We start from the raw sequence: 24,006 nt of genomic DNA, 5'->3' as shown, positions 1-24,006 counted from the left end.
TCAGTGCCCGTGGCCCTCGGAGTGCTCCGGCGCCGGCGGGTCCGTCTCCTCCGCCACCCCGGCGTGGACGGTGAACGCGGCGGTGCGCACGACGCCGTCGTGCTTGAAGTCCAGGAACAGCCGGTAGCCGCCGCTGCTGGGTGCCGTGGCCGTGAAGGAGACCGCCGGGCCCGACGCGGTCTTCCCGTCGCCGGGCCCGCCGTGGGGGTGCACGTGCAGGTGGGCGAGGTCCCCCGCGCGCAGGGCGACCAGGTGGCCGTAGGCGCCGAGATGGGGCTGGAGGTCGGTGACCGGCTTTCCGTCGCGTGAGACGGACAGGCGCAGTTCGCTCGCCCTGCCCGGGCGCAGGGTCCCGGTCAGCTCGACCTCGTAGCCGTCGACACGGACCACGCCGCCGGTGCGCGGCAGCTCCTGCGGCCGGTAGGAGCCGGAAGCGGCGAGGTCCGCTCCGAGCGTCAGGTTCCCCGCGCCCCTGCGCGCCGGGGTGAAGTCGGCGAAGACCCGGTAGCCGCCGGCGCGGGGCAGGTCGACGGGGGTGGCCCAGGTGCCGTCGGCGGTGCGGGTGGGATGCAGGTGCCGGTAGGTGAGCAGGTCACGCGAGGCGACGACGAGGTGGAGTTCCTTGCCGTGCTCGCGGCGGTACTCGGTGACCGCCCTGCCGTGGTCGTCCAGGACGGCGAAGCGCAGCTCGGCGCGGTGCCCTGCGGTGACCCGCGGGGTCCGCAGATCGAGCCGGTAGCCGTTCTCGGAGATCTGGAGCCCGCCGGCCGGAGGCGTGTCGTGCGCCGTGCGGCCGTCCGCCTCCGTCGGGGGCGGGGCGTGCCGCTCGCCGTGCGCCGGCGCCCGGTCCGCGACGACCGGATCGAGGCTCTCCCCGACGCCGTAGGCCGTGCCGAAGGTGGCGGCCAGGGCGGCGGCGAACGCGGTGATCCTCAGTCCGGTGTTCATGACCGTCTCTCCTCGGAAAAAGGGGGCCGACGGCTCGCCGTGAGCCGTTCGATGCAGCTCACAATACCCCCATGGGGTATGAAGTCAACTCATGACGTCCTTGCCATGCATACCCACCCGGGGTATACATGGATCACTCGTCCGGATACCCCTGCCCCGTATCCGTCACTCATCTGTCCCAGGAGTACCCATGACCGTCCGTACAGCGGGTGCCGACGCCGCCGAGGTGGAGCTCGTCATCGGCGGGATGACCTGCGCCTCGTGCGCCGCGCGGATCGAGAAGAAGCTCAACCGGATGGAGGGGGTCACCGCCACCGTCAACTACGCCACCGAGAAGGCCAGGGTCGGCTACGGCGGCGGGACCACCGTCGACGACCTGATCGCCACCGTCGAGGCCACCGGATACACGGCCCGGCGGCCCGCACCGCCCGACGAGCCGCCCCGGGAGGAGGACGGCCCCGACGAACTCCGGCCGCTCGGACAGCGGCTGGTCACGGCGACCGCACTGGCGGTGCCCGTCGTGGCGATGGCCATGGTCCCCGCCCTGCAGTTCACGCACTGGCAGTGGCTGTCGCTGACCCTGACCGCTCCGGTCGTGACGTACGCGGCGTGGCCCTTCCACAAGGCCGCCCTCACCAACGCCCGGCACGGTGCGGCCACCATGGACACCCTGGTCTCGGTCGGCACGTCGGCGGCGTTCCTGTGGTCGCTGTGGGCGCTGTTCCTCGGCACCGCGGGCACGCCGGGCATGACGCACCCGTTCGAGCTGACCATCGCCCGCGGCGACGGCGCCGGGAACGTCTACCTGGAGGCCGCCGCCGGCGTGACCGCCTTCATCCTGGCCGGACGGTACTTCGAGGCGCGCGCCAAGCGGAAGGCCGGCGCGGCGCTGCGGGCACTCCTCGAACTGGGCGCGAAGGACGTCACCGTACTGACCCCCGGCGGAGGGGAGAAGACGGTCCCCGTGGCCGAGCTGCGCACGGGCGACCGCTTCCTGGTGCGCCCGGGCGAGAAGATCGCGACCGACGGGACCGTCGTCGAGGGCTCCTCCGCGGTGGACGCGTCGATGCTCACCGGTGAGTCGGTGCCGGTGGAGGCGGCCGTCGGCGACCCGGTCACCGGAGCCACGGTCAACGTGGGCGGACGACTGGTGGTGGAGGCCACACGGGTCGGGGCCGACACCCAACTGGCCCGCATGGCACAGCTGGTGGAGGACGCGCAGAACGGCAAGGCCGCCGCGCAGCGGCTCGCCGACCGCGTCTCCGCCGTCTTCGTCCCCGTCGTCATCGCCCTCGCCCTGGGCACCCTGGGCTTCTGGCTCGGCAACGGCGCCGGACCGGCGGCCGCGTTCACCGCCGCCGTGGCGGTCCTGATCATCGCCTGCCCCTGCGCCCTCGGACTCGCCACCCCCACCGCCCTGATGGTCGGCACCGGACGCGGCGCCCAGCTCGGCATCCTCATCAGGGGACCGGAAGTCCTGGAGTCCACCCGCCGCGTCGACACGGTGGTCCTGGACAAGACCGGCACGGTGACCACGGGCCGGATGACCCTGCTGGCCGTGCACCCGGCCGACGGCGTCGACGAGGCCGAGGTGCTGCGCCTCGCGGGCGCGCTGGAGCACTCCTCGGAGCACCCGATCGCACGGGCCGTCGCCGACGCCGCACGGGAGAAGCTGGGTGAGCTGCCCGTGCCGGAGGACTTCGCGGGCGTCCCCGGCCTCGGCGTCCAGGGCGTCGTCGACGGACACGCGGTCCTCGTCGGCCGGGACCGGCTGCTGCGGGAGTGGTCCCTGGAACCGCCCGAGGAGCTGATCCGGGCCGGGGAGCGGGCGGAGGCGGCCGGACGCACCGCGGTCCTGGTCGCGTGGGACGGTGCGGCGCGCGCCGTGCTGGAGATCGCCGACGCGGTGAAGGAGACGAGCCCCGAGGCGATCCGCCGGCTCCGCGCGCTCGGTCTGCGCCCCATCCTCCTGACCGGGGACAACGAGGCGGTCGCCCGGACCGTCGCCCGCGAGGTCGGCATCGAGGACGTCATCGCCGGGGTGCTGCCGCAGGGCAAGGTGGAGGTCGTCAAGCGGCTCCAGGCGGAGGGCCGTTCGGTCGCCATGGTCGGCGACGGGGTCAACGACGCGGCGGCGCTCGCCCAGGCCGATCTGGGCCTGGCCCTGGGCACCGGCACGGACGCCGCGATCGAGGCCGGCGACCTCACCCTCGTCCGCGGGGACCTGCGCGCCGCGGCGGACGCCGTCCGGCTCGCCCGCCGCACCCTCGGCACCATCCGGTCCAACCTGTTCTGGGCCTTCGCCTACAACGTCGCCGCCCTGCCGCTCGCCGCGGCCGGACTGCTCAACCCGATGCTCGCCGGAGCGGCCATGGCCTTCTCCTCGGTCTTCGTGGTCGGCAACTCACTGCGGCTGCGCACCTTCCGGGCCGGCTGACCGGGGTGGGCGGGTCCGAGCGGATGGATCGTGCGTACCGTGGGCACCTGGTGATCCGACCACGATGCCGTCGCGGGAGAGACAGATGAGCGAGCCGCCCACCACCGACCAGGACGTCACCCGTCCGCTCACCGAGCCCGTACCGCCCGCCGACGGACTGCGCAGGGTCGCCGCCGCGGTCCTCGGCGACCTCAGAGCGGTGGACGGCGCCCTGTACGCGGCGGTCGCCGCCACGCCGACGCCGACGCTCGACCGGGCGCTGCGCAGGCTGTCCCACACGGCCGACCACTCCAAGATCTCGTTCGCCGTCGCCGGGGTCCTCGCGCTGTGCGGGGCACGACCGCGGCGGGCGGCGCTGGCCGGGGTGGGGGCGGTCGCCGTGGCGTCGGCGTCGGCGAACCTGCTGGGGAAGCGGCTGGTGCGCAGGGCGCGGCCGGACCGGGAGGCCGCGCGGGTGACCGTGGACCGGCACGTGCCCATGCCGACGTCGGCCTCGTTCCCTTCGGGGCACACGGCGTCGGCGGTCGCGTTCGCCACGGCGGTCGGGACGGTGCTGCCCGCGGCGTCCGTGCCGCTGGGGGCGCTCGCGTGTGCGGTGGGGTACTCGCGGGTGCACACGGGTGTGCACTATCCGGGTGACGTGGCTGCCGGGGCCGTTCTCGGCATCGCCAGTGCGGCCACCGCGCTGGCCGTGGGCGCGGCCCGGCTTCCGGCGTCGTACGCCCCGCGCCGGATGCGGCCCCTGCGCCGGCCGTGACCCGTGGACGCCGGTGACGGGGGCGGTGCGCCGTCCGGCCGGCCGCGCTCCCGCGCCCGCGGGCTCGGTCCGAACGAGCGACGACCCGTCCGACGACGGAGCAGCGCCTCCCGCACCGGGGACGGGTCGCCTCGCCGAAGGCACGGACCGGGGCACGCGCCACGCCCTCGTGGCCGCCCGCCGGGGCCGGCCCGTGGGGGCGGCGGCCGAGAGCGCCTCACGCAGCACGAGGTCCCCCTCGACCGCGGGGTCCCGCCGCCGCCTCCACCCGCGCGCCCGTGCCGGCCGGGAGCGTCGCGGCGTCCGCGTACCGTCCGGGGTCGGCCAGCACCTCCGCCGGGAAGGTGAACACGGCGTCCCCGGCCTCCGGCAGCCCGCTGTTCTGCCTCAGCCCGTGGCCCGCAGGTCCCCGCCCTGCACCGTCCGGTGCACGGTCCCCGGCGTGAACCAGGCCACCGTCCCCGGCCGCAGCGGGATGTCCCGGTACCCGTCAGGGCTCAGCGTCTGCACGGCGCCCCGGCCGCCGGTCACGACGTACGCCTCGGTGCACACCAGACGCAGATGCGGACTGCCGCCGCAGACCCCGTCGGCGGCCTCCCGGTCGTAGGCGCTCGGACGCGACGGACCGACCGCGCCGGGGAGCGGATCGGGCCCGCTCACCACGGCAGGCCGTCCAGGTGCGCCTCCACCCGCTCCCGGTCCCACACCCCGTCCGCGACCACGATCCGGTAGCGGTACGAGAAGGACTCCCCCGGCGGCAGCGCGAACTCCTCGAAGAACGCCCAGGAGAACGCGACCGACGGTATGGGCTGCGAGCGCACGAACCAGTGCGACGGGTGGACGGCGCTCCCGTCGAGGTTCTCCGGCGCGTGCGCGAAGACGAGTGTGGAGTGACCGTCGTGCTCGTCGTGTTCGGCACTGAACGAGAGCCACGGCCCCTGTACGCCCATGAGTTCGCCCGCCTCGGCGCCGGCGCCCGCGCCGACGTCCGGCACGAGGACCGTACCGCCCGTGAAGTCGCGCGGGCCGCGCCACTGCAGCCCGGTGTAACCGGCCATCTCACGGCCGGCGGTGGTGGGTGAGCCGAACTCCAGTGGCACCTCGCGCAGACCGGTGAGCCGGATCGACCAGTCCAGCACCCAGGCCCCGGCCTCCTCGTCGACCGAGTGGACACGCAGTCCGCGCTCCTCCCGGGCCCACTCGGCACCGCCGTTCTCCACCCACGTCAGGTCCTCGGTGCAGTCGAACCGGTCGGCCCCAACCTCGAAGGCGGAGAACCCGTCGTGCCGCATCGACCCGATGCGCTCGGGCAGCGGCAGATAACCCCGCCCGTGCACGTACGAGTTGCCGCCCCAGAAGTTCTGTCCCGACAGGTGGCTGGCCGTCATCTGCAGCCCCTTGTGCCAGCGGTGGTCGTTCGGCCGGTATCCGGTGACCGTGCGTCCGCCCAGCGTCCGCACCGGATGGGCGTACGGCTTCCGGGACTCGAACGGATCGGGGTCGGGCCGGTAGACGTACCGCAGGATCTCCGTACCCCCCGCGGCCGTCACCACCACGGCCTCGCCCACCTCATGAGTGACGCGGATGCCCATCAGTGCTCCTCGGGTGCCCAGTCGGGGTGGCCGCCGTGCATGGCCGCGTGGAACGGGTCGCCGGGGCCGATCTCCCCGGCCCGCACCGGCAGCCCGGTGAACGCGGCCTTGTACAGGGCGGCGGCGAACTCGAGCGTGCTCCGCGCCTCCGGTCCGCTCCCCGGCGGCCGGGTGCCGGCGTCGTAGGCGTCGAGCAGGGTCCCCAGCTGCGCCGTGTGCGAACTGGGCACGTCCCGCGGGGGCGTGCGCCAGGCGGCGGCGCGCTCGGCGGGGACGTGCCGGGCCGGGGTGTAGCTCCAGTCGTCGTTGACGTGGCCGTACAGATGGGTGAGTTCGACCGTGGCGTCCGCGCAGTCGACGCGGACGCGGCTCACCTCGTCGGGCGAGAGCACGCTGTTGACGACGGTCGCGAGGGCACCGCCGCGGAAGCGGACCAGGGCGGTGGAGACGTCCTCGCTCTCGGTGTCGTGGACGAGGCGCGCCGCCATGGCCCGTATCTCCTCCCACTCCCCCAGCAGGTGCAGCAGCAGGTCGAACTGGTGGATGCCGTGCCCCATCGTCGGCCCGCCGCCCTCGGTGGCCCAGCGTCCGCGCCAGGGCACGGAGTAGTACGCGGCGTCCCGGTGCCAGGTGGTCTGGCAGTGCGCGACCAGCGGGGCGCCCAGCTCACCGCCGCGGATCAGTTCTCGGGCGTGGGCGGCGCCGGAACCGTAGCGGTGCTGGAAGACCACGGACGCGTACGCCCCCGAGGCCTCCTCGGCGGCCGCGATGTCGTCGTACTCGGCGAGCGACAGGCACAGCGGCTTCTCGCACAGCACCCAGGCGCCGGCCTTGAGCGCGGCCACCGTCTGCTCCCGGTGGAGCGACGGCGGGGTCCCGATCAGCACCAGGTCCGGCCGTACGGCGTCCAGCATCGCGCTCATCGAGGTGAACCCGGCGACCCGCTCACCCGCGGACGCGCGGAAGGCGTCGAGCCGGTCCCGGTCCACGTCGACGGCGGCGACCAGTTCGGTGCGGTCGGCGTGGGCGCGCAGCGCGGGCAGGTGGCCTCCGCTGACGATGGCGCCGGTGCCCACGACGGCGACACGGCGGCGGACGGGGGGCAAGGACATGCGGCGCTCCTCGGAACGACGACGAAGACGGGCAGGAAAACTCTAGAAAGCGCTTTCCCCAGCCGCCGACCCTAGGCCCGCCCGCCGGTGGGGACAACCCCGGACCCCGTCATCGGGGACCGGCCGGAACCGGGACCCGGCGCCGGACCGCCCCTACGCCCGCGCTCCGTCTCCCGGCCGCGCTCCCCCGCCCCGCCCCAGGAACCGGTACCGCCGCTCGGGCCGTCCCGCCGCCCCGTACCGCAGCGACACCTCCACGGCGCCCACGGCGTGGAAGTGCTCCAGGTACCGGCGGGCACTGACCCTCGACACCCCGGTCAGGGCGGCGCACTCGGTGGCCGACAGGGTGCCGTCGGTCTCGCGCAGGGTGCGCTCGACCAGCCCGGCGGTCTCCGCGCTCATCCCCTTGGGCAGCCCCGGGGGCACCGGCCCGGCCGCCCCCGCCAGCACCCGGTCGACGTCCGCCTGACCGCGGACCACCGTGTCGAGCAGCCGGCCGCGCCGGCCGGCGTAACGCTCCAGCCGTCCCCGCAGGTCCTCGAAGTCGAACGGCTTGAGCAGGTAGTCGACGACCCCGTGCCGGACCGCGCCGCGCACCGCGTCCGCCTCCCGGGCGGCGCTGATGACCATCACGTCGCAGTCGTGCCCGGCGGTCCGCAGCCGGGGGATGACGTCGAGACCGAACAGATCGGGCAGGTACAGGTCGAGCAGCACCAGATCGGGGCGGAGTTCGTCCACGGCGGCGATCGCCTGCTCACCGGTCCCCGCGACACCCACGACCCGGAACACGTCGAGGCGCTCGACGTAGGCGCGGTGCACCCGGGCCACCCGGAAGTCGTCGTCGACCACGAGCACGCCGATCGCGTCGACGGCCGCGGACCGCCCGTCCCACGTGCTGCTCATCGCTTCCGCTCCTTCCGCCACCGCGCCGGTGAGGTGACCGCGACCGCCCGGGCGGCGGCCGTCCCCTCCGGCGGCCGCGACGCAGCGCCGCGCGGGCGCCGGAACCGCCCATCATGGTCCCCACCTGCGGCCGGGGAAAGAGACGTGCGCCACTGACGCACCCGCGCTGACGCAATGACCACAACCTCCATTGGTTCCGCAAGCGCGACAGCCCGGCGCCGCGCGGGCACCATGTGGCCCGCGTCACCCTCCCCCACGGGACCCGGCGCGACCCCAGACGACCGACCGACAGGTGGTGGCACTCGTGCGCCTGCGCACACCCCTCGCCCTGCTCGGGGCCGCCGTGCTCGTACTCGTGGGCCCGCCGCTGCTCACGACCGGCGGCGGCACCGAGACCGGCACGCAGATCCCGGGCCTGCGCCTCATGGTTCCCAACTCGCCCGGCGGCGGTTACGACATCACGGCCCGCACGGCCGCGAGGAACGCCGAGGACGCCGGGCTCACCCACGGCATCGAGGTGTTCAACCTGCCCGGCGCCGGCGGCACCGTGGGCCTGAGCCGACTGGTGAGCGAGCACGGCAACGGCAGGCTCGCCATGTCGATGGGCCTGGGCGTGGTCGGCGCCGTCCGCTCCAACGACGCGCCGAAGACCCTCGCGGACACCACCCCGATCGCCCGGCTCACCGAGGAGCAGGACGTCGTCGTGGTCGGGAAGGACTCCCCGTACGAGACGATCGACGATCTGATCGGCGCCTGGCAGGAGGACCCCGGCAAGCTCCCGGTGGGCGGCGGCTCCTCCCCCGGCGGGCCCGACCACCTCGCGCCGATGCTGATGGCGCGGGCCGCCGGGATCCCCCCGAAGCAGGTCAACTACATCCCCTTCGACGGCGGCGGCGAACTGCTCGCCTCGATCCTCGGCGGCAAGGTCGCCTTCGGCGTCTCCGGTGTCGGCGAGTACCTCGACCAGATCAACTCCGGTGAGCTGCGCCTGCTCGCGGTCACCGGCCCGGAGCGGGTCGCCGGCCTCGACGCGCCCACGCTCGAGGAGGCGGGCTACGACGTGAGCTTCACCAACTGGCGCGGCATCGTCGCCCCGCCCGGCCTCACCGGCGCCGAGCGCGACAAGCTCCTGCGCCTGGTGCGGGAGCTGCACGACTCAAACGAGTGGCGGGAGTCGATGAAGCGCAACGGCTGGGACGACGCCTTCCTGGCCGGCGAGGAGTTCGGCGCGTTCCTGGACGCGGAGGACAAGCGCGTGGTCTCGGTGCTGAAGGAGCTCGGACTGTGACGACACCGGCCACCGACGACGCCCCCACCCCCGCCGAAGGACGGCGCTCCTGGCTCCGCGACCACTCCGAACTCGGCGTCTGCGTCCTGCTGCTGGCGCTCGGCGTGCTCGTCCTGACCGACGCCCTCACCATGGACGTCGACATCGCCCAGCGCGGACCCGTCGGCCCGAGGACCGTGCCGGTCGTGGTCGGCGGCGGCCTGCTCGTCGTCGCCGCCCTGCTCGCGGTGGACGTCCTGCGCGGCGGCCGGGGCCAGGCCGAGACCGGCGAGGACGTCGACCTGTCCGAACCCGCCGACTGGCGCACGGTGCTGCTGACCGGGGTGTTCCTCGGCGCCGCCGTCCTCGTCGAGCCGCTCGGCTTCCCGGTCGCGGGCGCGCTGCTCTTCTGGGGCGCGGCCTTCGCGCTCGGCAGCCGCAGGCCCGACCGCGATCCGCTGATCGCGGCGGTGCTCTCCTTCGTCACCTACGCCGTGTTCGACCACCTGCTCGGAGTGCCGCTGCCCGGCGGTCCGCTGATGGGAGTGCTGTGACATGAACGCCCTCAACTCCCTCATGGACGGCTTCGGTACGGCCCTCACCCCGCTCAACCTGCTCTGGGCCGCCGTGGGCGTGCTGCTCGGCACGGCGATCGGGGTGCTGCCCGGCATCGGCCCGGCGATGGCGGTGGCGCTGCTGCTGCCGGTGACGTACGGGCTCGAGCCGACCGGCGCGTTCATCATGTTCGCCGGGATCTACTACGGCGCGATGTTCGGCGGTTCGACGACCTCGATCCTGCTGAACACGCCCGGGGAGAGCGCGGCGGTGGTCGCGGCCATGGAGGGCAACCCCATGGCCAAGGCGGGGCGCGGCGCCCAGGCCCTCGCGGCCGCCGCCATCGGGCACTTCGCGGGCGGCATGGTCGGCACGGTCCTGCTGGTCGCGCTGGCCCCGACCGTCGCCGACCTGGCGGTGGACATCGGCGCCCCGGACTACTTCGCCATCATGGTGCTGGCGTTCATCGCCGTGACGTCGGTGCTGGGCTCGTCCCGGATCCGGGGCATGGCCTCGCTGCTGATCGGTCTGACGATCGGTCTGGTGGGCCTGGACCAGATGACCGGCCAGCAGCGGCTGACCTTCGGTTCGCTGCAACTCGCCGACGGCGTCGACGTGGTGATCGTCGCGGTGGGCCTGTTCGCCATCGGCGAGGCGCTCTGGGTCGCCGCGCACCTGCGGCGCCGGCCGCCGGACCCGATCCCGGTGGGCCGGCCGTGGCTGGGCCGTGCCGATGTGAGGCGCACCTGGAAGTCCTGGGTGCGCGGTCCGTTCATCGGCTTCCCGTTCGGCGCGATCCCGGCGGGCGGCGCGGAGATCCCGACCTTCCTGTCGTACGTCACGGAGAAGCGGCTGTCGAAGCACAAGGACGAGTGGGGCAGGGGCGCCATCGAGGGCGTCGCGGGCCCGGAGTCGGCGGCGTCGGCCTCGGCGGCGGGCACGCTGGTGTCGATGCTGACCCTGGGCCTGCCGACCACGGCGGTCGCGGCGGTGATGCTGGCCGCGTTCCAGCAGTACGGCATCCAGCCGGGCCCGCTGCTCTTCGAGCGCGAACCGGACCTGGTGTGGGGCCTGATCGCCTCGCTGTTCGTCGGCATGGTGCTGCTGCTCGCCCTCAACCTGCCGCTGGCCCCGGTGTGGGCGAAGCTGCTGCGCATCCCGCGGCCGTACCTCTACGCCGGGATCATGTTCTTCGCCGCGGTGGGCGCGTACGCGGTCGGCGGCGAGGTGATCGACCTGGTGATCCTGCTGGTGATCGGCCTGATCGGGTTCGGGATGCGGCGGTACGGACTGCCGGTGCTGCCCGCCGTCATCGGCGTCATCCTCGGCCCGGCCGCCGAGCAGCAGCTGCGCCGCGCCCTGCAGATCAGCGACGGCAGCGTCTCGGGCCTGGTGGACACGCCGTTCTCGGTGACCGTCTACGCGGTCGTCGTCCTGCTGCTGGCCTGGCCGCTGGTGCGCAGGGCGCTGCCCCGGAAGAGCTCCGGGAACTGACCGCGCGGGTTCCGTCCGCCGGGGCGCCCGCGGTCCGCCGGCTTCGCCCTCGGCACGGGGTGCGCGGCCGGGACCCCGGGGGGCGTCCGGACCGCGGGGAGGGTGCCGGGGGCCCGGTGGCTCCCGGACGGCGGCGCGGGAGCGGGCGGATGCACCGGGGGCAGGCGGCCGGTGCCGTGGAGGTTCTCCTGCCGGAGCCCGGCCCTCGGTCCGGGGGGGCGTCGGCGGGCCGGGCGGGACGGGCGGCCGGTCCCGGCCGGTGCGCCGGCCGGTGCGCCGGCCGCCGTACCCGGCGCCGACGGTGACGGTCCGCCAGGGAAGGGACGCACGGCATCCGGCCGTGGAAGGCTCTCCGGCGCGCCGGCGCCCGGGCGTCGCGGTGTGCTCCCCGCTCCACCGTCCCTTCCGCCGTCCTCGGGGCAGTTGGCGCGGGAGGCCCCGGTGGCGGACATCGTGCCGGCGGCCGGGGCGGCGGGACCGGCTCGCGGTCGGAACCGGGACGCGGGCCGAACGGGACCGGGAGGGGGAGCCCCCGAAGTGCCCCGCGGTCCATGCTAGGAGCGTCCTCGCCCCCCTGCATGTCGAGGACAGCGGCGGCGTGACCGGCCGACGCGCGCCACTCACCCGGTCGGCCTAGTGTGAACGGAAGGGGGCCTCGCCTTGGAGCCGACATGAGGAGAAGCGCGATGGGCAGCGTCGCCACTCACACCTTCCAGACGTACCGAGCGGTCGCCAGTTTCGAGCGGGCCAAGGAAGTCGCCCGCACGACATCGCCGTTCACCATCGAGGTCCGTTTCCTCGGCGGACTGACGAAGAACCAGCAGGAGGCCTTCACCGTGGCGGCCGACCGTTGGGCCAGGGTCGTCGTCGGGGACCTGGACACCGCGCTCGTCGGCGGTGACGTCATCGACGACCTGCTGATCGAGGCGGAAGGGGTGGACATCGACGGCCCCGGGAAGGTCCTGGGGATGGCCGGGCCCACCGACTTCCGCGACGAGTCCGCCCGGTTCGGCCGGTTCCTGCCGGCGAAGGGCGTGATGAGGTTCGACTCCGCCGACCTCGACGTGATGGAGGCGAACGGCACCCTGGTCGACGTCATCACGCACGAGATGGGACACGTCCTGGGTGTCGGCACCCTGTGGAGCACCTTCGGTCTCCTCAAGGGCGTCGGCGGCCAGAACCCCACCTTCGTGGGTACGGGCGCGATGGCGGAGTTCGCCGCACTCCTCGGCGAGCAGGACCCGGTCCCGGTGCCGGTCGCCAACTTCGGCGGGCCCGGGACCCGGGACAGCCACTGGCGTGAGGCCGTCTTCGTCAACGAGCTGATGTCGCCGTTCATCTCCGGCAGGGACAACCCGCTGAGCCGGATGACCGCGGCGAGCCTGGGCGACATGGGCTACCAGATCGACCTCGAGGGCGCGGAGCCCTACGGGCTCCCGGACCTGCTCCAGATCGCCAGGGAGGGCGCCCTCGTCCCGCACACGGCGCCCGTGGGCGACGGCATGATGCTCCCGGCGGTACCCACCCGGCTCCCCGCGGCGACCCCGTAGGACCGCCTCCCGGGCCGCGGCGGTCCCCGCCGTGGGGCCCGTCGTGCCCCCTCCCGCCCCCCTCGTCGCGGTGTCCGGCCACGGGGCGGGCGGTGAGGCGGGGTCCGGCCCCCCGTACGCACCGGTCTTGGTCCGACCTCTTGACGCGTCAATGACAACAGTGGCTTGATGTCCCGCATGGGAGCGCTCCCACCTCATCCAGGGAAGGGGAAACCATGCGCGACACCCGCCTCCAGCGCTTACGCACGCTTCCGCTCCTCGGCCTGCTGGCCGCCCTGCTCCTCCCTCTCGGACTGACCCTCGCGCCGGGCGCGGCCGCCGCACCGGCGGCCGCCGACCCGGTGCGCGTCATGCCGCTGGGCGACTCCATCACGGGGTCGCCGGGCTGCTGGCGGGCCCTGCTGTGGAACCGGCTGCTGGACGCCGGGCACACGGACATCGACTTCGTCGGCACCCTGCCCGCACAGGGCTGCGGCGTGGAGCACGACGGGGACAACGAGGGGCACGGCGGCGAACTGGTCACCCGCGTGGCGGACCAGAACCTGCTTCCCGCACGGCTGGCGGCGACGCGGCCCGACATCGTTGTCATGCACTTCGGCACGAACGACGTCTGGAGCAACGTCTCCCCCGACCGCATCCTCACCGCCTACACCAGGCTCGTGGGGCAGATGCGGGAGTCCGACCCGGACATCCGCGTCCTCGTCGCCCAGATCATCCCGATGAACCCCGGCACGTGCGCCGCGTGCGGCCGGCGCGTGATGGACCTCAACGCCCGGATCCCCGCGTGGGCGGCGGCGACGAGCACCGACCGCTCCCCGGTGACCGTGGTCGACCAGTGGACGGGATTCGACACGGCCACCGACACCTACGACGGCGTGCACCCGAACGGCGCCGGCAACGAGAAGATCGCCGCGCGCTGGTTCCCGGCCCTGGCCGCGCTCCTGGAGGCGGGCGTCCCCGACGACCCGGAGGAGCCCGGCGACGCCGGCTGCACCGCGTCCTTCCGCGCCGTCTCCACCTGGCAGGGCGGTTACCAGGCCGAGGTGACGGTGCGCAACACCTCCGCCGCCCCCGTCACGGGCTGGAGGGTGACGGTCGTGCCCGCCGACGGCGCCCGGGTGAGCCAGGTCTGGAACGGCGTCCTCGGCACGGCCGCCGACGGCACGGCCACCGTCACCCACGCGCAGTGGAACGGGACCCTGGCACCCGGAGCCAGTGCCGCCTTCGGCCTCATCGCCACCACCCCGGCGACCTCCCCCGCCCCGGCGGCGACCGTCGGCTGCACGGCCACCTCCTGACGCACGGCACGGACCGTCGCACAGCGCAATCGCACGGCACGGACAGCCAACCGCACCCCCACTGGAGCCGCCATGAGACCCCGTACGCCCGCCTCCCCACGAACCGTCGGCGTTCTCGCCGCCCTCCTGGGACTCCTCCTCCCGCTCCTCGCCCTCACCACACCGGCGCACGCGGCGCCCACCGGGTTCCGGGTGGAGAACGGCCGGCTCCTGGAGGCGTCCGGGAACGACTTCGTGATGCGCGGTGTCAACCACGCGCACACCTGGTACGCCGACCGGCTCGGCTCACTGGCGCACATCAAGGCGAAGGGCGCCAACACCGTGCGCGTCGTCCTCTCCAGCGGCGACCGCTGGACCCGCAACGACACCGCCGACGTGGCGAACGTCGTCGCGCAGTGCAAGCAGAACCGGCTGATCTGCGTCCTGGAGGTGCACGACACCACCGGCTACGGCGAGCAGAGCGGAGCGGCCACCCTCTCCCGGGCCGCCGACTACTGGATCAGCGTCCGGAGCGCCCTGGCCGGCCAGGAGGACCACGTCATCGTCAACATCGGCAACGAGCCGTACGGCAACACCGGCTACACGGCCTGGACGGCCGACACCAAGGCCGCCGTCCAGAAGCTGCGCGGCGCCGGGTTCGACCACACGCTGATGGTCGACGCCCCCAACTGGGGCCAGGACTGGGCGTTCACCATGCGGGACAACGCCGCCTCCGTCTTCGCCGCCGACCCGGACGCCAACACCGTGTTCTCCATCCACATGTACGGCGTCTTCGACACCGCCGCCGAGGTCAGCGACTACCTGGGGCGCTTCGTCTCGGCGAAACTCCCGATCGTGGTCGGCGAGTTCGGGCACAACCACTCCGACGGCGACCCCGACGAGGACACCATCCTGGCCGTCACCCGGCAGCTCGGCCTCGGCTACCTCGGCTGGTCCTGGAGCGGCAACGGCGGCGGCGTCGAGTACCTCGACATGGTCACGAACTTCGACCCGGACCAGCTGACCGGCTGGGGCGAGCGGATCTTCAACGGCGCCGACGGCATCGCCGCCACGTCCGAGGAGGCCGCGGTCTACGGGTCCGGGTCCGGCGGCGACACCACGGCCCCGACCGCTCCCGGCACCCCGAGCGCCTCGGCGGTGACCTCCTCGTCCGCGACCCTCGCCTGGGGCGCCGCCACCGACGCGAACGGGGTCACGGGCTACGACGTGGTGCGGATCAGCGGCGGTGCGGAGAGCGTCGTCACCACGACGGCCGGCACCTCCGCCACCGTCACCGGACTCACCCCGGCCACGTCCTACACCTTCGCCGTCTACGCCCGGGACGCCGCCGGCAACCGCTCGCAGCGCTCCGCCACGGTGACCGTCACCACGTCCTCCGGCGGTACGACGGGCGCCTGTGAGATCCGCTACCGGGTGACGAGCGAGTGGCCCGGCGGGTTCCAGGGTGAGGTCACCGTCCGCAACACGGGCGGCTCGGCGGTGAACGGCTGGACGCTGACCTGGACCTTCCCCGCCGACCAGCGCATCACCCACATGTGGGGCGGTACGCCCACGCAGAAGGGCGCCGAGGTCAGCGTGACCGCCGCCCCGTACACCGCGTCGATCCCCGCGTCCGGCTCGGTCGGCCTCGGCTTCACGGCCTCGCGGACCGGCGCGAACCCCGGCCCCACGGCGTTCGGCCTCAACGGCGCGAACTGCTCGGTGGCCTGACGGAGGTGCTGCCCGGAAGGCGTCCTCCCCCTTCCGGGCAGCCGTCCGGCCCGTCTCAGACGAGATGGGCGAAGACCACCAGGTTCTCGGTGTAGTCCTTGGCGGCGTGGTCGTAGTCCCCGGCGCAGGTGATGAGCCGCACCTGGGCGTCGGGGGTGTCGGCGTACACCCGCTCGTCGGGGAAGTCGTCCTTCTCGAAGGACTCCGTCTCGTCCACCACGAACGTCGCCCTGCTGCCGTCGGCGCGCAGCACCCGGAAGCGGTCGCCCTTCTCGAGTTCGCCGAGCCGCGCGAACACGGCAGGGGACGTCGTCGTGTCCACGTGCCCGGCGATGATCGCCGTACCGCGTTCCCCCGGGGAGACGCCCTTGGCGTACCAGCCGACCAGATTGGTGTCGTCGGGCGGGGGCGGTTCCAGCCGCCCCTTGCCGTCGATGGCGAGATCGGTGAAGGGGGCGTCGACGTCGATGGCGGGGATGAGCAGCCGGGTCGGCTCGGAGCGCGGCAGGCGCTTGCCGGACGGCTCACGGGCGGACCCGCCGGCGGCCGGGTCGCTCGGCGCGGCGGAGACCGCGGACGCGGCGCGCGGCCCGTGGGCGTCGTCGGGAGGATCCTCCCCGCCGCCCATCAGCGTCGCGGCCAGCAGCAGGCCGGCTCCGCTCCAGAAGACCGCCGTCATGGCGGCGCGCAGCCTCCGCCTCATCGGCGACGCCTGATCGGTTTCCAGGGGGGAAGGGGGACTGGCCGTCATCGGGGGAACCACCTCGTTCGGGCACGGCAGCGGACACGGCACACGGACGGGCGGGCGGGGCCGTCATGACGCGCGAGGCACGTACGACGACCCCGGCCGCTATGCCGCCGGGCATGGCTCAGGCCACGCTCCCGGTGGCCTTCTTGCGGCGCAGCGCGTAGGCACCGGTACCGAGGACCGCGAGCGCGGCCAGGCCGCCCGCGGTGACACCGGGCGCGGCGAGCGCACCGCCACCGGTGTGCATCCCGCCACGCGGCTTCTCGTGGTTCCACTCCTTGCCCTGCTTGCCGCTGTCCTGCTTGCCGCTCCAGGACTCCTCGCTCTGCGAGTCGTCCTTCTCCTTGTACGTCTCGGAGTCGTACTTCGAGTCCTTGGCGCCGCCCCAGTCCCCGTCGTTCACGGCGGCCAGGGCCCCACCGCCCGCGTGCACTCCGCCGTGCGGCTTGTCGTGCTTGCCTTCCTCGTCGTGCTTGCTCTCCTCGTCGTGCTTGCTCTCCTCGTCGTACTTGCCCTCCTCCTCGTACGTGTTCTCCTCGTCGTGCTTGCTCTCCTCGTCGTACTTGTCCCCCTCGTCCTGCTTGCCCTCGTCCTGCTTGCCCTCTTCCTGCTTGCTCTCCTCGCCGTACGTGCTCTCCTCGTCCTGCTTGCTCTCCTCCTGCTTGCTCTCCTCGTCCTGCTTGCTCTCCTCCTGCTTGCTCTCCTTGTCGTACTCCTTGCTGTAAGAGGACTTGTCCTGGTCCCCTTCGCCCGAGTGGTCGGCGTAGGCTGCGGGCGCGGCGATGGCGAGGGCCGCCGTGGCCGTCGCGGTGGCGAGCACCATGCGGGCAGAGCGCATCTGAGAGTCCTTCCACAGGAGTCCGGGCAGCTGACTCCTCGTCAGCACGGATGTCCCGTTCTCCGGCATGATCCACGCTCATCCATGACGCCCCGCCCCACCATCCGGGAGGATCACACGGGTTAACGCCGCCATCCCTCCGGCGGCACACCACCCGCGCCCGCCCCTTTCCGGTTCCCCTTGTCCGGGGTCGTGCCGCCGCCTAGCCTGAGTTTGTGCCGCCAATAAACAAAACCCGTTCGCACAGTGTGGTGCCGGGTACCGACCTCGTCCGACTCCGTCGCGCCCTGACCGCCTTCTTCGCCCTCGACGGCTTCCTCTTCGCCGGCTGGGTGGTGCGCATCCCGGCCGTCAAGGAACAGACCGGCGCCTCCGCGAGCGCCCTCGGTCTCGCCCTGCTCGGCGTCTCCGCCGGGGCCGTGATCACCATGATGCTCACCGGCCGCCTGTGCCGCCGGTACGGCAGCCACCTCGTCACCCTCGTCTGCGCGGTCCTGCTCTGCCTCGGCGTCGGGCTGCCCCCGCTGACCCGTTCCGTCCCCGCACTCGGGGGCGTACTGCTGCTGTTCGGCGCGGCGTACGGCGGGATCAACGTCGCCTTCAACAGCGCCGCCGTCGATCTGGTGGCCGCGCTGGGGCGGCCGATCATGCCCAGCTTCCACGCCGCGTTCAGCCTGGGCGGCATGATCGGCGCGGGGCTGGGCGCGCTGGTGGCCGGTTCGCTGTCGCCGACCCGGCACCTGTGGGGACTCGCCGTCGTGGGACTGCTCGTGACGGCCGTGGCGGGACGGGCGCTGATGCGGTGCGAGCCGCTGACCCCGGCGGACGCGGGACGGGCCGGGGAGGGCACCTCGCGCCGGCCGGACCGGCGCACCCGTACGCTGGTGGCCGTCTTCGGGCTCGTCGCCCTGTGCACCGCGTACGGCGAAGGGGCGCTGGCCGACTGGGGCGCGCTCCATCTGGAGGAGGACCTCGGCGTCTCGCCGGGCATGGCGGCGGTCGGGTACTCCCTCTTCGCGCTCTCCATGACCCTCGGGCGGCTCTCCGGGACGACGCTGCTGGAACGGCTGGGCCGGACCCGTACCGTCCTCGGGGGCGGTTCCACCGCGGCGGCCGGCATGCTGCTGGGCGCGCTCGCGCCGTCCCTGTGGGCGGCTCTGCTCGGCTACGCGGTCACCGGCCTCGGGCTGGCGAACCTGTTCCCCGTGGCCGTCGAGCGGGCGGGCGCGCTCGCGGGCCCCCGCGGGGTCGCCACCGCCTCCACCCTGGGCTACGGCGGCATGCTCCTCGGCCCGCCCGCGATCGGCTTCATGGCGGACCGGTTCAGCCTCCCGGCCGCGCTGACCAGCGTGGCGGTGCTGGCGGCGGTGGCCACCGTCATCGGCTTCGCGACCCGCCGGGTGGACGCGGGCTGACTCCGCGCGGTGCCCGGCCGTCCGGGTGGTGGTGGGACGGACCGGATCAGATGCGCGGTGCCGGGGTACCCGGGTGATCGGCTTCCACCGGTCCTCCGTCGGCGGAAGCCGATCACCCGACCGCCCCTCCACGGACATCGGAGAGACCGTGACCGAGCAGCAGAATCCCGTCGAGCAGCACCCGACCCCCGACTTCCCCTCCCAGGACCAGCCGCACCCCGGCTGGACCGGTCCCATGGACCCGCCGCCGGACCACGGGGAGGACTCCTACCGCGGCAGCGGCCGGCTGACGGACCGCGTGGCCGTCATCACGGGCGGGGACTCCGGGATCGGCCGGGCGGTCGCCCTGGCGTTCGCCCGTGAGGGCGCCGACGTCGTCTTCACGTACCTGGACAGCGAGAAGGACGACGCCGCCGAGACCGCGCGCTGGGTGGAGGAGGCCGGGCGGCGGGCCGTGCCCGTCGCCTGCGACGTGCGCGAGGAGGAGAACTGCCGGGCGCTGATCGACCGCGCGGTGTCGGAGTTCGGCCGGATCGACGTCCTGGTGAACAACGCGGCGTACCAGATGTCGCAGCCCGACGGCATCGAGGCGATCTCCACCGAGCAGTTCGACCGCGTGCTGCGGACCAATCTGTACGGCATGTTCTGGCTGTGCAAGCTGGCCCTGCCGCACATGCGGGAGGGCGGCAGCATCATCAACTCGGCCTCCGTGCAGGCCTACAAGCCGAGCCCGCACCTGCTGGACTACGCGACCACCAAGGGCGCCATCGTCACGTTCACCCAAGGACTGGCACAGATGGTGATCGAGCGGGGCATCAGGGTCAACGCCGTGGCACCCGGCCCGGTGTGGACGCCGCTGATCCCGGCGACCCTGCCGGACACCTCGGAGTTCGGCAAGCAGGCGCCCATCGGACGTCCGGCCCAGCCGGCCGAGATGGCCCCGGCCTATGTCTTCCTCGCCTCGCAGGAGGCGTCGTACATCACCGCGGAGATCGTCAACGCGACGGGCGGGACCCCGCTTCCGTAGGGCCCGGGCAGGCGTCCGTGCGGCAGACTCCTGCCCATGGACACTGCCTGGTTCCTGGAGATCCTGGAGGAAGAGGGCCGGTCGCTGGCCGACGCCGCGGAGCGGGCGGGCGCGGACGCCGCCGTCCCGGCCTGCCCGGGGTGGCGTACGCGGGACCTGGTCCGGCACATCGGTGTGGTGCACCGGTGGGCCGCGGCCTTCGTCGCGGACGGACACACCGCGCCGCGCCCGTTCGGTGAGCAACCCGGGCTGGACGGCCCCGCGCTCCTGGCCTGGTACCGCGACGGCCACCGCCGCCTGGTGGGCACCCTGGCCGGCGCGGCACCCGACGTGGAGTGCTTCACCTTCCTGCCCGGACCGCACCGCGCCCTCACGTTCTGGGCCCGTCGGCAGGCGCACGAGACGACCGTCCACCGGTTCGACGCGGAGTCGGCGTGCGGCGGCACGCCGGCCCCGGTCTCCACGGATCTCGCGGTGGACGGCATCGACGAGCTGCTGTGCGGGTTCCACGCCCGGCCCAAGAGCCGGGTGCGCACCCGGACGCCCCGGGTCCTGCGGGTGCGCGCGACCGACGCGGACGCGGTGTGGACCGTGCGGCTGTCCCGGGAGCCGCCGGTGACCACCCGGGACGCGACCGGGGACGCGGAGTGCGAAATCACCGGATCCGCCGAGCAGTTGTATCTCGCGCTGTGGAACCGGGCGCCGGTGCCGGCGGTATCGGGTGATCAGGGGCTCGCCGCGCTGTGGCGGGAGACGTCCGCCGTGCTTTGAGGGCTCCCCGCCGGCCCGGTCAGTCGGTGTCCGGGAGCATCCGGGCCAGCACCGCGCGCTGGAGGGGCAGTACCTCGCCGTGCAGCGCGCGGCCCTTCGGCGTGAGCGACACCCGCACTCCCCGCCGGTCCTCCGGGCACGTCCCGCGCTCGGCGAGGCCCTCCTTCTCCAGTCGGGCGACCAGCCGGGACAGCGCGCTCTGGCTCAGATGGACGTGCTCGGAGATCTCCTGGACGCGGTAGGAGCCGCCGCCCGGTCCGGAACCCCGCGCGAGGAGGTCGAGGACCTCGAAGTCGCTGGCGCACAGGCCGTGTTCGTGCAGGGCGCGGTCGATCTCGCACTGGGTTCGCGCGTGCAGCGCGAGCACGCTCCGCCACCGTTCCGCGAGCGCCTGTTCGGCTCGGTTCGCCGCCATGGGCGCACCGTAGCAGGCATGCGCGTGCACGTCTCCCGGGCGTGGCCCTCCGCCCCCGTGCGTGTGCTCCGGCCGGGTTCCTTGCCCGCCGGGCGCACGCCCGTCCGACTCCCCGCATGACCGGATGCGGGGGACGGGCGCGGCGGGGTACGGGGGACGGCGGGGTCAGGCCGAGCGGGACGCGCTCACCGTCGGGATCGGATACGCCCTGTGCAGCGCGGCGTTCGCGGCGGCGGTCGTCCTCGGGGCCGCGGCGGGACCGGTGCTGCTCTTCGACCTGCCGGACGCCTTCGAGACGGTGCCGCGCCACACCGGATCGCTGCTCGCGACGGTGCCGTTCGTCGTCCGCACGGTGTCCGTGCCGGTCCCGGCGGGCGGCTCGGCCCGGCCGGCCGGGCCGCACCAGCCCCGACTCGCAGGCCGGCACGACCAGTCGGGCCCGGTCACGGGCGCCCGGCGGCGGTCCCGCCCCGCGCGGCCGCGGGGCCCTGCTGCGGATACACCAGGCCCACGGTGCGCGCGAGCTGCCCCACCGCGTGGCGGAAGAACGTGTCGCGGTCCTCCACCACCCGGTTGAACTGGCCGAACAGCTCGAACCCGATCAGCCCGAACAGCTGGGCCCAGGCGGCCACCATCGTCGCCACCACCTCGGGCGGCAGGTCGGGGGCGAGGTCGGCGGCCATGCGCACGGCCTCGGGCCTCAGCTCGGCCGGCAGCGGGGGCTCGGCGAGGCCGAGGCCCCGGTGCGCGTCGCGGAGGACGCCGATGACGACGAGGACGGAGCGGGCGGCGGCGGGAACGGTGGTGTCGGGCGCGGTGTAACCGGGCACCGGCGTGCCGTAGATCAGCGCGTACTCGTGCGGGTGCCGGAGCGCCCAGCCGCGCACGCCCTCGCACACGGCGGTCCAGCACCGCACCGGCCCGGCGTCGGCGGCCGCGTCCCGGGCCGCCTCGGCCGCCGCGCCGAGGGAGTCGTAGGCGTCGATGATGAGGGCGGTCAGCAGGTCGTCGCGGCTGGGGAAGTAGCGGTAGAGCGCGGAGGAGGCCATACCGAGCTCGCGGGCGACGGCCCGCAGCGAGAGCTTGGCGGCGCCCTCCCGGGCGAGCTGCCTGCGGGCCTCTTCCTTGATGGCCGCGGTGACTTCGATCCTGGCCCGGGCGCGGACGCCGTGTGCGGAGCTGCTCATGCCGTCCAGTGTTCCACGGGCCCAGAGCAGTGCACACGCACGAGAGCGGTGCACACAAACGAGAGCGCCGCACATAAACGAGAGCAGCGCTCTTGCTTTACCGCCCGGCCGCCCGCAGACTGGGGGCACACCGCGAGAGCAGTGCTCTCGAAAGAGAGCGCCGTTCTCATCACTGCTCCGACCTGGGGGTCACCGATGCCGTCGTCAGCGCCGTACTACCTCAAGGGCAGCCCCATGACCATCCGGTTCAACCGGGTCGTCGGCTGGCTGGCCCGGCACGGTGTCAGTCTCGCCGGGACCGCGGAGATGTCCGTCCGCGGCCGCACGAGCGGACGGATGCAGCGCGTCCCGGTCAACCCGCACACCCACGACGGCGGGCGGTACCTGGTCTCGGCACGCGGCCACTCCCAGTGGGTGCGCAACATGCGCGCCGCCGGCGGCGGGGAACTGCGGGTGGGACGCACGGTCCGCGCCTTCACCGCGGTGGAGCTCCCCGACGAGGAGAAGCTCCCGATCCTGCGGACCTACCTGGAGAAGTGGGGCTGGGAGGTGAACCAGTACTTCCAGGGGGTCACCGCCCGGTCCTCCGACGAGGAGATCGCCGCGGCCGCCCACGACCACCCGGTCTTCCGGATCACCGTCAGGAGCTGACCTCGTCGCCCGCGGGACGCCGGTCCAGCGCCAGCAGCGCACGGTGGACCAGCGGGTGGGTGCGGACCAGTTCGCCGAGCGTCGTCGAGCCCCGCGTGATGTCCTTGAACGCCTTCCAGGCCGGGCGGAAGCCGGTGAGGACCGCGTGGAACACCCCCGGGCGCCGTTCGAACGCGGCCAGCATCCGCTTGCCGACACTCATCTCCACGCCCAGCCCCGCCTTGACGGCGAAGGCGTAGTTGAGCGCCTGCCGGCGCGCGTCCACGGCGTCGTGGGCCTCGGCGATCCGCACCGCCCACTCCCCCGCCAGCCGGCCCGAGCGCAGCGCGAAGGAGATGCCCTCGCGGGTCCACGGCTCCAGCAGCCCGGCGGCGTCCCCGCACACCAGCACCCGTCCCCGCGACAGCGGGGAGTCCTCGGCGCGGCAACGCGTCAGGTGGCCGGAGGAGATGTCCGGCTCGAAGCCGGCGAGGCCGAGCCGCCCGATGAAGTCCTCCAAGTACCGCTTGGTCGCGGCACCTTCACCACGCCGTGAGATCACACCGACGGTGAGCGTGTCGCCCTTGGGGAAGACCCAGCCGTAACTGCCGGGCATCGGGCCCCAGTCGATGAGCACCCGCCCCTTCCAGTCCTCGGCGACCGTCTCCGGCACCGGGATCTCCGCCTCCAGGCCCAGGTCCACCTGGTCGACCTTGACGCCGACGTGCGCTCCTATGCGCCCGGCGCTGCCGTCCGCGCCGACCACGGCCCGCGCGAGCACCGTCTCGCCGCCCTGCAGGACGACGGCGACCGTGCGCCGGTCCGGCACGGCCGAGCCGTGCTGCTCCACCCGCTGCACGGCGGCGCCGGTGCGCAGCTCGGCGCCCGCCTTCTGCGCGTGCTCCACGAGCTGCTGGTCGAACTCGGGCCGGTTGATCAGCCCGAACAGCATCTGCCGGGAGCGGCGGGTGCGGCCGAAGCGGCCGTTGTGGGAGAACGTCACCGCGTGCACCCGGTCCTTCAGCGGAAGCTCGAAGCCGGGCGGGAGCGAGTCGCGGGAGGGACCGATGATGCCGCCACCGCACGTTTTGTAGCGCGGCAGCTCCGCCTTCTCCAGCAACAGCACGCGCCGTCCCGCGACCGCCGCCGCGTAGGCGGCCGAGGCCCCCGCGGGTCCCGCGCCCACCACGACGACGTCCCACACCTGCCGTACGTCGTCCGCCGAAGAGTTCTCGCTGCTCACGATGGTCTACTGCTCCCGATCCAGCCGCCTGCCGCTGTTGTCCTCCCGCATCCTACGGCGGCGTTCGCCCCGGGCCACTGTGGGAGGATCGGCGGCGTAAGTGCCCCGT

The 24,006-nt window shown here is 73.8% G+C and carries 21 protein-coding genes and 2 pseudogenes; 13 read left to right on the top strand and 10 right to left on the bottom strand.

What is annotated here, in order from left to right:
* A complete protein-coding gene (locus ABTY20_RS10625) occupies positions 1-948 on the bottom strand; it encodes a DUF8832 domain-containing protein (RefSeq protein WP_351996600.1) in 948 nt (315 codons plus the stop codon).
* Between the two features lie 190 nt (positions 949-1,138).
* Between ABTY20_RS10625 and ABTY20_RS10620 the strand changes: the two genes are divergently transcribed.
* Both ABTY20_RS10620 and ABTY20_RS10615 read left to right on the top strand, forming a co-directional pair.
* Positions 1,139-3,385 carry a heavy metal translocating P-type ATPase gene (locus ABTY20_RS10620; RefSeq protein ID WP_351996599.1) on the top strand — a complete coding sequence of 749 codons (2,247 nt, stop codon included), beginning with the start codon at positions 1,139-1,141 and terminating at the stop codon, positions 3,383-3,385.
* A gap of 85 nt (positions 3,386-3,470) precedes the next feature.
* Entirely contained in the window at positions 3,471-4,142 is a 672-nt protein-coding gene (locus ABTY20_RS10615; protein WP_351996598.1) for a phosphatase PAP2 family protein, read from the top strand.
* 156 nt (positions 4,143-4,298) lie between these two features.
* On the opposite strand, the pseudogene ABTY20_RS10610 reads toward ABTY20_RS10615, so the two are convergent.
* From ABTY20_RS10610 to ABTY20_RS10595, 4 genes and pseudogenes are all read right to left on the bottom strand, one after another.
* Positions 4,299-4,805, bottom strand: a pseudogene (locus tag ABTY20_RS10610) (cupin domain-containing protein); the annotation flags it as partial.
* Entirely contained in the window at positions 4,799-5,734 is a 936-nt protein-coding gene (locus ABTY20_RS10605; RefSeq protein ID WP_351996597.1) for a DUF6807 domain-containing protein, read from the bottom strand. The pseudogene ABTY20_RS10610 and the gene ABTY20_RS10605, both read right to left, overlap by 7 nt.
* Positions 5,734-6,846, bottom strand: coding sequence for a Gfo/Idh/MocA family protein (locus ABTY20_RS10600; protein WP_351996596.1), 1,113 nt, complete (start codon positions 6,844-6,846; stop codon positions 5,734-5,736). Before ABTY20_RS10600 ends, ABTY20_RS10605 begins: the two co-directional genes overlap by 1 nt.
* 153 nt (positions 6,847-6,999) lie before the next feature.
* The gene (locus ABTY20_RS10595) at positions 7,000-7,749 is read right to left on the bottom strand and encodes a response regulator (RefSeq protein ID WP_351996595.1); all 750 of its coding nucleotides are present in this window, start codon (positions 7,747-7,749) and stop codon (positions 7,000-7,002) included.
* Positions 7,750-8,053: 304 nt separating this feature from the next.
* Between ABTY20_RS10595 and ABTY20_RS10590 the strand changes: the two genes are divergently transcribed.
* The 6 genes from ABTY20_RS10590 to ABTY20_RS10565 all read left to right on the top strand — a co-directional run bounded on the left by ABTY20_RS10590 (position 8,054) and on the right by ABTY20_RS10565 (position 15,623).
* Positions 8,054-9,037: a Bug family tripartite tricarboxylate transporter substrate binding protein gene (locus tag ABTY20_RS10590; RefSeq protein ID WP_351996619.1), complete on the top strand. Its 984-nt coding sequence runs from the start codon at positions 8,054-8,056 to the stop codon at positions 9,035-9,037.
* Positions 9,034-9,570, top strand: a complete 537-nt coding sequence (locus ABTY20_RS10585) for a tripartite tricarboxylate transporter TctB family protein (protein WP_351996594.1) — start codon at positions 9,034-9,036, stop codon at positions 9,568-9,570. Before ABTY20_RS10590 ends, ABTY20_RS10585 begins: the two co-directional genes overlap by 4 nt.
* 1 nt (position 9,571) lies before the next feature.
* Positions 9,572-11,065 (top strand): tripartite tricarboxylate transporter permease, encoded by a 1,494-nt coding sequence (locus ABTY20_RS10580; protein WP_351996593.1) that lies wholly within the window; start codon positions 9,572-9,574, stop codon positions 11,063-11,065.
* Between the two features lie 671 nt (positions 11,066-11,736).
* The gene (locus ABTY20_RS10575) at positions 11,737-12,615 is read left to right on the top strand and encodes a leishmanolysin-related zinc metalloendopeptidase (RefSeq protein ID WP_351996592.1); all 879 of its coding nucleotides are present in this window, start codon (positions 11,737-11,739) and stop codon (positions 12,613-12,615) included.
* 215 nt (positions 12,616-12,830) lie between these two features.
* On the top strand, positions 12,831-13,913 hold the full coding sequence (locus ABTY20_RS10570; RefSeq protein ID WP_351996591.1) for a GDSL-type esterase/lipase family protein: 1,083 nt from the start codon (positions 12,831-12,833) through the stop codon (positions 13,911-13,913).
* 72 nt (positions 13,914-13,985) lie between these two features.
* A complete protein-coding gene (locus tag ABTY20_RS10565; protein ID WP_351996590.1) occupies positions 13,986-15,623 on the top strand; it encodes a cellulase family glycosylhydrolase in 1,638 nt (545 codons plus the stop codon).
* Positions 15,624-15,678: 55 nt separating this feature from the next.
* Here ABTY20_RS10565 and ABTY20_RS10560 read toward each other — a convergent pair whose 3' ends face one another.
* Together ABTY20_RS10560 and ABTY20_RS10555 are read right to left on the bottom strand one after the other, a co-directional pair.
* Positions 15,679-16,374: a class F sortase gene (locus tag ABTY20_RS10560; RefSeq protein ID WP_502991786.1), complete on the bottom strand. Its 696-nt coding sequence runs from the start codon at positions 16,372-16,374 to the stop codon at positions 15,679-15,681.
* A gap of 118 nt (positions 16,375-16,492) precedes the next feature.
* Positions 16,493-17,209 carry a hypothetical protein gene (locus ABTY20_RS10555; RefSeq protein ID WP_351996588.1) on the bottom strand — a complete coding sequence of 239 codons (717 nt, stop codon included), beginning with the start codon at positions 17,207-17,209 and terminating at the stop codon, positions 16,493-16,495.
* Positions 17,210-17,460: 251 nt separating this feature from the next.
* On the opposite strand from ABTY20_RS10555, the gene ABTY20_RS10550 reads away from it, so the two are divergent.
* From ABTY20_RS10550 to ABTY20_RS10540, 3 genes are all read left to right on the top strand, one after another.
* Positions 17,461-18,624, top strand: a complete 1,164-nt coding sequence (locus ABTY20_RS10550; protein ID WP_351996587.1) for an MFS transporter — start codon at positions 17,461-17,463, stop codon at positions 18,622-18,624.
* A gap of 148 nt (positions 18,625-18,772) precedes the next feature.
* Positions 18,773-19,651, top strand: a complete 879-nt coding sequence (locus tag ABTY20_RS10545; RefSeq protein ID WP_351996586.1) for an SDR family oxidoreductase — start codon at positions 18,773-18,775, stop codon at positions 19,649-19,651.
* Positions 19,652-19,687: 36 nt separating this feature from the next.
* Complete coding sequence (locus tag ABTY20_RS10540) at positions 19,688-20,422, top strand: maleylpyruvate isomerase family mycothiol-dependent enzyme (protein WP_351996585.1); 735 nt, start codon at positions 19,688-19,690, stop codon at positions 20,420-20,422.
* A 19-nt stretch (positions 20,423-20,441) separates the two neighbouring features.
* On the opposite strand, the gene ABTY20_RS10535 is transcribed toward ABTY20_RS10540, so the two are convergent.
* The gene (locus ABTY20_RS10535) at positions 20,442-20,837 is read right to left on the bottom strand and encodes a MarR family winged helix-turn-helix transcriptional regulator (protein WP_351996584.1); all 396 of its coding nucleotides are present in this window, start codon (positions 20,835-20,837) and stop codon (positions 20,442-20,444) included.
* Positions 20,838-20,961: 124 nt separating this feature from the next.
* Here ABTY20_RS10535 and ABTY20_RS10530 point away from each other — a divergent pair.
* Positions 20,962-21,156: pseudogene (locus ABTY20_RS10530) on the top strand (DUF6332 family protein); the annotation flags it as partial.
* A gap of 124 nt (positions 21,157-21,280) precedes the next feature.
* Here the strand turns inward: ABTY20_RS10530 and ABTY20_RS10525 are convergent.
* The gene (locus ABTY20_RS10525) at positions 21,281-22,024 is read right to left on the bottom strand and encodes a TetR/AcrR family transcriptional regulator (RefSeq protein ID WP_351996583.1); all 744 of its coding nucleotides are present in this window, start codon (positions 22,022-22,024) and stop codon (positions 21,281-21,283) included.
* 195 nt (positions 22,025-22,219) lie between these two features.
* Between ABTY20_RS10525 and ABTY20_RS10520 the strand changes: the two genes are divergently transcribed.
* The gene (locus tag ABTY20_RS10520; RefSeq protein ID WP_351996618.1) at positions 22,220-22,675 is read left to right on the top strand and encodes a nitroreductase family deazaflavin-dependent oxidoreductase; all 456 of its coding nucleotides are present in this window, start codon (positions 22,220-22,222) and stop codon (positions 22,673-22,675) included.
* Here the strand turns inward: ABTY20_RS10520 and ABTY20_RS10515 are convergent.
* The gene (locus ABTY20_RS10515) at positions 22,665-23,897 is read right to left on the bottom strand and encodes a geranylgeranyl reductase family protein (protein WP_351996582.1); all 1,233 of its coding nucleotides are present in this window, start codon (positions 23,895-23,897) and stop codon (positions 22,665-22,667) included. The two genes, ABTY20_RS10520 and ABTY20_RS10515, sit on opposite strands and share 11 nt — an antisense overlap.
* Positions 23,898-24,006 lie beyond the last annotated feature (109 nt).

Origin of the sequence: Streptomyces sp. NPDC126497 (assembly GCF_040302425.1) — a bacterium.
Taxonomy (GTDB): Bacteria; Actinomycetota; Actinomycetes; order Streptomycetales; family Streptomycetaceae; genus Streptomyces.
Note: the sequence above shows the minus strand (reverse complement) of the source record. Positions and strands in the feature narration are given on the sequence as shown.

Excerpts from the sequence above, each read along its gene's own strand:
- ABTY20_RS10625 (WP_351996600.1), bottom strand. The coding sequence starts at position 948 with ATGAACACCGGACTGAGGATCACCGCGTTCGCCGCCGCCCTGGCCGCC.
- ABTY20_RS10620 (WP_351996599.1), top strand. The coding sequence starts at position 1,139 with ATGACCGTCCGTACAGCGGGTGCCGACGCCGCCGAGGTGGAGCTCGTC.
- ABTY20_RS10615 (WP_351996598.1), top strand. The coding sequence starts at position 3,471 with ATGAGCGAGCCGCCCACCACCGACCAGGACGTCACCCGTCCGCTCACC.
- ABTY20_RS10605 (WP_351996597.1), bottom strand. The coding sequence starts at position 5,734 with ATGGGCATCCGCGTCACTCATGAGGTGGGCGAGGCCGTGGTGGTGACG.
- ABTY20_RS10600 (WP_351996596.1), bottom strand. The coding sequence starts at position 6,846 with ATGTCCTTGCCCCCCGTCCGCCGCCGTGTCGCCGTCGTGGGCACCGGC.
- ABTY20_RS10595 (WP_351996595.1), bottom strand. The coding sequence starts at position 7,749 with ATGAGCAGCACGTGGGACGGGCGGTCCGCGGCCGTCGACGCGATCGGC.
- ABTY20_RS10580 (WP_351996593.1), top strand. The coding sequence starts at position 9,572 with ATGAACGCCCTCAACTCCCTCATGGACGGCTTCGGTACGGCCCTCACC.
- ABTY20_RS10575 (WP_351996592.1), top strand. The coding sequence starts at position 11,737 with ATGAGGAGAAGCGCGATGGGCAGCGTCGCCACTCACACCTTCCAGACG.
- ABTY20_RS10570 (WP_351996591.1), top strand. The coding sequence starts at position 12,831 with ATGCGCGACACCCGCCTCCAGCGCTTACGCACGCTTCCGCTCCTCGGC.
- ABTY20_RS10565 (WP_351996590.1), top strand. The coding sequence starts at position 13,986 with ATGAGACCCCGTACGCCCGCCTCCCCACGAACCGTCGGCGTTCTCGCC.
- ABTY20_RS10560 (WP_502991786.1), bottom strand. The coding sequence starts at position 16,374 with ATGACGGCCAGTCCCCCTTCCCCCCTGGAAACCGATCAGGCGTCGCCG.
- ABTY20_RS10555 (WP_351996588.1), bottom strand. The coding sequence starts at position 17,209 with ATGCGCTCTGCCCGCATGGTGCTCGCCACCGCGACGGCCACGGCGGCC.
- ABTY20_RS10540 (WP_351996585.1), top strand. The coding sequence starts at position 19,688 with ATGGACACTGCCTGGTTCCTGGAGATCCTGGAGGAAGAGGGCCGGTCG.
- ABTY20_RS10535 (WP_351996584.1), bottom strand. The coding sequence starts at position 20,837 with ATGGCGGCGAACCGAGCCGAACAGGCGCTCGCGGAACGGTGGCGGAGC.
- ABTY20_RS10525 (WP_351996583.1), bottom strand. The coding sequence starts at position 22,024 with ATGAGCAGCTCCGCACACGGCGTCCGCGCCCGGGCCAGGATCGAAGTC.
- ABTY20_RS10520 (WP_351996618.1), top strand. The coding sequence starts at position 22,220 with ATGCCGTCGTCAGCGCCGTACTACCTCAAGGGCAGCCCCATGACCATC.